General features: G+C 36.0%; 5 protein-coding genes. 2 read left to right on the plus strand and 3 right to left on the minus strand.

The window, feature by feature from the left end; translation table 11 throughout:
* Positions 1-1,609 (plus strand): sensor histidine kinase (locus AC220I_RS17155; RefSeq protein WP_486725087.1); only part of this gene is annotated, 1,609 nt, incomplete at its 5' end.
* Between the two features lie 85 nt (positions 1,610-1,694).
* The gene (gene mnmH, locus AC220I_RS17160) at positions 1,695-2,732 is read left to right on the plus strand and encodes a tRNA 2-selenouridine(34) synthase MnmH (protein WP_486725088.1); all 1,038 of its coding nucleotides are present in this window, start codon (positions 1,695-1,697) and stop codon (positions 2,730-2,732) included.
* Positions 2,733-2,786: 54 nt separating this feature from the next.
* On the opposite strand, the gene AC220I_RS17165 is transcribed toward mnmH, so the two are convergent.
* From AC220I_RS17165 to AC220I_RS17175, 3 genes are all read right to left on the minus strand, one after another.
* Complete coding sequence (locus AC220I_RS17165; protein ID WP_486725089.1) at positions 2,787-3,737, minus strand: dipeptidase; 951 nt, start codon at positions 3,735-3,737, stop codon at positions 2,787-2,789.
* Positions 3,738-3,907: 170 nt separating this feature from the next.
* Positions 3,908-5,254, minus strand: coding sequence for a phosphoglucosamine mutase (glmM, locus tag AC220I_RS17170; RefSeq protein ID WP_486725090.1), 1,347 nt, complete (start codon positions 5,252-5,254; stop codon positions 3,908-3,910).
* A 152-nt stretch (positions 5,255-5,406) separates the two neighbouring features.
* On the minus strand, positions 5,407-5,830 hold a 424-nt coding region (locus tag AC220I_RS17175; RefSeq protein WP_486725091.1), incomplete at its 5' end, for a hypothetical protein.

Genomic DNA, 5,830 nt, shown 5'->3' on the forward strand with positions numbered 1-5,830 from the left:
AAAATATAGAAAAGAACTTTTTTTTCATAATGCTACATTCGAAAGTCAGATCGATTTAGACTCCGATGAAACCCCTTATCCCTGGCAATATGACCCTCGTCAAACGATCCTTTCCTCTGCATACATTGATCCATATAGTGGCGATTTAGTTTTTAGCGTCGTTACGCCTATTATTGTCGACAAAGATACAGTGGGTCTCGTTGGCGTTAACTTTAAACCAGAAAACCTGCCCGTTGAATCCAGCACAGAAACCATTATTTTACTGGATGATCACCTCAATATCATAAAGAAAACAGATCAAACTGCACTTCCTAACGATAAGCTTTTAACTTATGATCAAGGCCTCTATGATGGCCTTATGACTTCAATTGAGAAAGAGCTTAATTATGGCAAAATTTCTTCATCATTAAATGATACCTTCTATTTTTTATCTTTACCAGATTATAATTGGTACTTGCTAATTGATGATACTTCTAGTTCATTTTTTTCGCCACTCAAAAAGGCCCTATTACTGACAAATGTAATGTATCTCGCCTCTACGATTATAATATCGCTCGTTTTATGGACCATCATTAAAAAGTCACTATATTCACTTGAAACACTTCACTATAATATTATGGAAGTTGCATCTGGTAATTTTAGCTCGAAAATAAATACCCACGGCTCAGATGAAATCGCTGAAAGCATACATGCTTTTAATAAAATGAAGGCGAGCCTATCTAGACTAATCCAAAACATAATTCGTATTACAACCACAATTCATGACTCAACTTCAGTATTAGCAGATGATGCCTCACAAGGCAGTAATGCCGTTGATGAAGTAAGCATGATTATACAAGCGGTTTCAAGGGATGCCAACATTCAAGTAGACGAAACACAAAATGCACTCTTTCTCTCAAAATCAATTGGCACTAAAATTGATCATATGCTGGACTTGTCTTCTGATGTCTCCTCTAAAATAGGCATTACGCATGAAATCATGAGCTCAGCCCATGAAGCCCTTGAAGTAATGGTTCAAAATGCGGTGGTATCAGATCTTTCAATTCGTACGATCATAAAGAGTTTTGAGTCCCTTAGCGATTGTCTCTCAACACTTATTCCTGTACAGGATACCCTTAAGGACATGCTAAAATATGATGAACTGATCAGCAAACTTGATCCAAATCTTATAGAAACTCATATGACACTTATAGATCTCGTACATAAAAGTCATGACTATATTTTAAAACTCTATCAGGCTTCACTTGAAATAGGTTTATCCCTAGATCAAGCAGAAAAGATTGCAAGTAATCTTGATTATTCTATTGAAGATGTGATTTTACATTGTGATTCTGCCATCGACGCCCTTATTGATGTCACTGAAGAAATGGAGCAACTCATGACAGCTATTCATGGTGTTACCAATAGAAAAGATGCCATTACAAATTCACTTGAAAGTATTCTATTACATTCACAATCTACAGCATACTCTTCTGACAAGGTTGTTTTTGCAGTTGAAAGCCACACCCATGCAATGAAGAGTATAGAACATCAAATCAGCACGCTTTATAAAAGCAGTATTGAATTAAGCAATCAAATCTCAAATTTCAAACTCTTTAAGGAAGAGTAAATAATGCTGTCTCTAGTAGACAGTATTTTTTTGTGATAAAATGGATTGAAGTCTTATTAACTTATTCATTAGTCACGAGGTGTTTATGTACAAATCAATACCATATGATCCAAACGATACAAATTGTTATTATATAGATGTTCGTTCCGAAGCCGAGTATGAAAAAGGTCATATCCCAAATGCTCAAAATATTCCAATCCTAAATAATGAAGAACGGCATATTGTTGGCGATCTTTATAAAAATGTCTCTGTCGATGATGCGCGTCGTAAAGGTCTTGAATTTGCCTCTAAAAAACTGATGACATACTTTGATGCCATTGAGAAGATTAAATCTCAACACCCTGATATTAAAATCGTCTTCTACTGTTCCCGCGGTGGCTATAGAAGTACCTCTATCGCACTTGTTCTTAAGGGCATTGGCCTCCCAGTCTTTTGGATTGATGGAGGCTATAAAAGCTATCGTCAGATTGTGCTCGACCATTTGTCAAATCCTGATTTCTATCCAAAAATGGTGGTATTGCACGGCTTATCCGGTGTTGGTAAAACGCATGTTCTCAAGACACTTTCATCAGATCAATTACCTGTTCTAGACCTAGAAGGTCTTGCCATGCACAAGGGGTCTCACCTTGGACATATTGGTATTGAGGCTATACAAACTCAACAAACCTTTGAAAATCTAATATTTGAAAGCCTGATTAAACTAAAGTCAGATTATTGTTTTGTCGAATCTGAGAGCAAGCGCATTGGTCCAGTATTCATGCCACAACCACTCTATAACAGCATTCAAGCCGGAGTCCACCTCCTGCTAAATGCAACGATTGATTTTAGAGTGGATCTCCTCGTTAAGGATTACTCATTATGTGATGATTTTGATGCTCAATTGCGCAAAGCGCTCTTGAAATTAGGTGTCTACACCAGCAAGGTATTTTTGGATGAGCTTGAAATCTTGATACAGCAAAAAGATTACGCTAAGATCTCAGAACGCTTACTTCTTGAATACTATGATCCCATCTATAAAAAAAGCATCGTTAAGCATAAATACACTAAAGAATTTGATGTGATGGGTATTCGTTCTGTAAGTGATGAAATTCGAAGCTGGTACACAGAATACCTTAACGGCTAATTTTAACAAATGAAAGACCATACAATTAAATAAATTATGAAGAAAGAGCACTGGTTAAAAACCAGTGCTCTTTATAAATTTCAAAGCGTTTTCATTTGCAATCTTTTTAATTTCCATCGGTGTAAAACCTTTTTTGGATAGTGCTTCAATGATATTCAAGGTTGCTGATGCATCTCTAATATCTTCAACCCCAACGTAATCCTCTACAATATAGTCACAATAATCGAAGCCAAACGCAACGGCATCAATACCTGCAATATCCACCATATAGGCAATATGGTCTGAAAGAGTTTCTATGTTGCGTTTAGATAAGTCTTCACTTACAAAGGCCCCAACAGATGCGATGCCGATTATACCACCTTGAGCGGCAATGGCTTTAATCTGTTCGTTCTTGAGATTACGTTTGTGGGGGCATAGAGCATAGGCATTTGAATGGGAAACCATTACGGGTTTCTGATTACACCTTAGAACATCATAAAAGCTTTTCTCATTTAAATGCGCCAAATCAAGAATCATATTCTTATCTTGAATTTTTTTTACCATCTTTCTCCCGAGGAGGGTTAACCCCCTCTCAGCGATACCCTCTACGCCAGTTGCAAATGCATTTTGTTCATTCCATGTCAAACCGATGTGTCTAAGGCCTCTTTCATAATAATCATCGATCATTAACAAGGACTCTCCAAAAGCCTGAATGCCTTCCATACCAACAATCGCCTTAACATTGTCATCGTACCATGTTTCCAGGAGATCATCCGTATTTAAAATCACTTTCATATGAGAAGTTGCATCATTCATCTCACGTTCAACTTGCTTAAAGGCTAAATCTAAAAAGCGACTAGATTCTATTTCAGAATTAGGATCACTCCAAACAACGAAAATAGAACCACCTATATGGCCAGATTTCATTTTTTCATAATGTCTAGTGTTAAAGGTGTCGCTGTAACCTTTTTGATGTTGGTTGGTTAGATCATAAAAGATATCTGCATGCAAATCAAAAAACTTCATATATTTCACCACAAATTTCACGACTTATTTTTGTTAAACTGATTAAATCATATTGATCTACTTTTAACAATTAAAGGCCCTTATCAATTGAAATATTTATATCAAACGGTGTTTGACCATGTCGAATGACCTCTAAGGCTTACGAACTATATTATCTCATAAATCGGATTCTAATTTAATTGTTTCTCAATAAGTTTGACCATATCTTCCGCAACGCTTTCAAGTTCAGCCTGGTCTTTACCTTCGATCATAACTCTTACAAGAGGTTCTGTACCTGATGGTCTGATTAACACTCTACCATTGCCATGAAATGTTTCTTCAATTTCTTTGATCTTTTCAGAAATAACAGCATCATCCATGTAATGATATTTTTTATCATTTGAGACTTTGGCATTCTTTAGAACCTGTGGATATACAGTCATTATGCTTGCAAGTTCTGAGAGTTTCTTACCACTTGCTTTCATAACTCTAATGAGCTGAACAGCAGTCAGTAAGCCGTCTCCTGTTGTATTATGCTTTAGGAAAATAATATGACCAGATTGCTCACCACCAAGATCATAACCATTTGCAAGCATTTCTTCAAGGACATAACGATCGCCAACCTTGGTTTTAATCGTTTGTAATCCATTTTCCTTCAAGGCAATATCAAAGCCTAAATTGCTCATTACCGTTGAAACAACAGTCCCATTGGCTAAGTCATTTTGATCATTTAAAAATTTTCCGCAAATGGCCATAATCTTGTCACCATCCACGAGTTCGCCATTTTCATCTATGGCAAGTAATCGATCTGCATCGCCATCAAAAGCAAGCCCTACATCCGCACCAACAACCTTGACAAAGTTTTTAAGATCACCAAGGTGTGTAGAACCACAATTTTCGTTGATATTGGTCCCATCAGGTTCATGATGTATTGTATACACCTTTGCATCTAATCGATTAAAGGTTCTCGGTGCAACATCAAATGCTGCGCCATTAGCACAGTCAAGTGCAAGTTTAAGCCCTTCAAAAGTTTCCCCATTTAAGGTTTCTAAAATATATTCTATATAATCTTCCTCTGCATGCGGATACTCTTTAACATGACCTATTTCAAGTCCCTCAGGCAAAGCAATTTCACTCTTCTCTTTAATGTGATTTTCAATTTCATCTTCAAGTTGATCCGACAGCTTTAAACCTAAATTATTAAAAAACTTAATGCCATTAAAAGCAACCGGATTATGGGATGCTGAAATCATAACACCTGCATCTGCATTTACCTTTTTAATTAATCTTGCAATGGCTGGTGTTGGTATAACACCCACTTTTAAAACATTACAACCTGTTGATAATATACCTGCTATCAAAGCAGCCTCTAAAAGATCCCCAGAAATTCTAGTATCTTTACCCACGATAATAGTTGCATTCTTATTGCCTTTTGTTATGGCATGTGCACCATACTTACCTAAACTCATCGCAAGTTCAATTGTAAGTTCCTTATTTGCAATCCCTCTTACACCATCTGTACCAAATAATCTTCCCACTTGATCACCTTACCTTATTATTTTATTCTATATGCTGATCTCATTCAATTGACTAGAATTACACACCTGAATATAGACCTCACTCAGATCCCTTTGTTATGATAGTGCCGCTAAAATGGTTGTTCTTGTGTGTGATTTAAGATCTTAACTTCTTATAATTGGACTAAATTTTTTTCAATGATTTTTTTAAGTACTTTTTCTATGTTAATTAATTCTAAATTGACCATATGCTCTTCGGGATATTTATCAAAATATTCTTTAAGAAGACTGAGAATAACTTCCGCCTGGCACGAGTCAAAATGGTCATCATATATGGCCTCAATAAAATCATAGTCTATTTCCTTAAGGTCTACTTTTCTTGAAAGTAAGTCTCTCATATAACCAACAAGACACTGACTTTCCTTGCATACATCACAGTTTCTACACATTGCATTAACATTTTTAAGGATTCTTTCACGATATAATTTCAAATCCTGTGCCTTTTGCTTTAAAGCAGATACAGAAACTTCTTTTAACTGCCTATTGAAAATCATAAATCTAAATATAGTGAGTACACTCAGCATAGATACTAAGAGT

This window comes from Fusibacter sp., assembly GCF_057447755.1.

Bases quoted from the DNA above. Each gene is read 5' to 3' on its own strand.
- mnmH (WP_486725088.1), top strand. From the start codon at position 1,695: ATGTACAAATCAATACCATATGATCCAAACGATACAAATTGTTATTAT.
- AC220I_RS17165 (WP_486725089.1), bottom strand. From the start codon at position 3,737: ATGAAGTTTTTTGATTTGCATGCAGATATCTTTTATGATCTAACCAAC.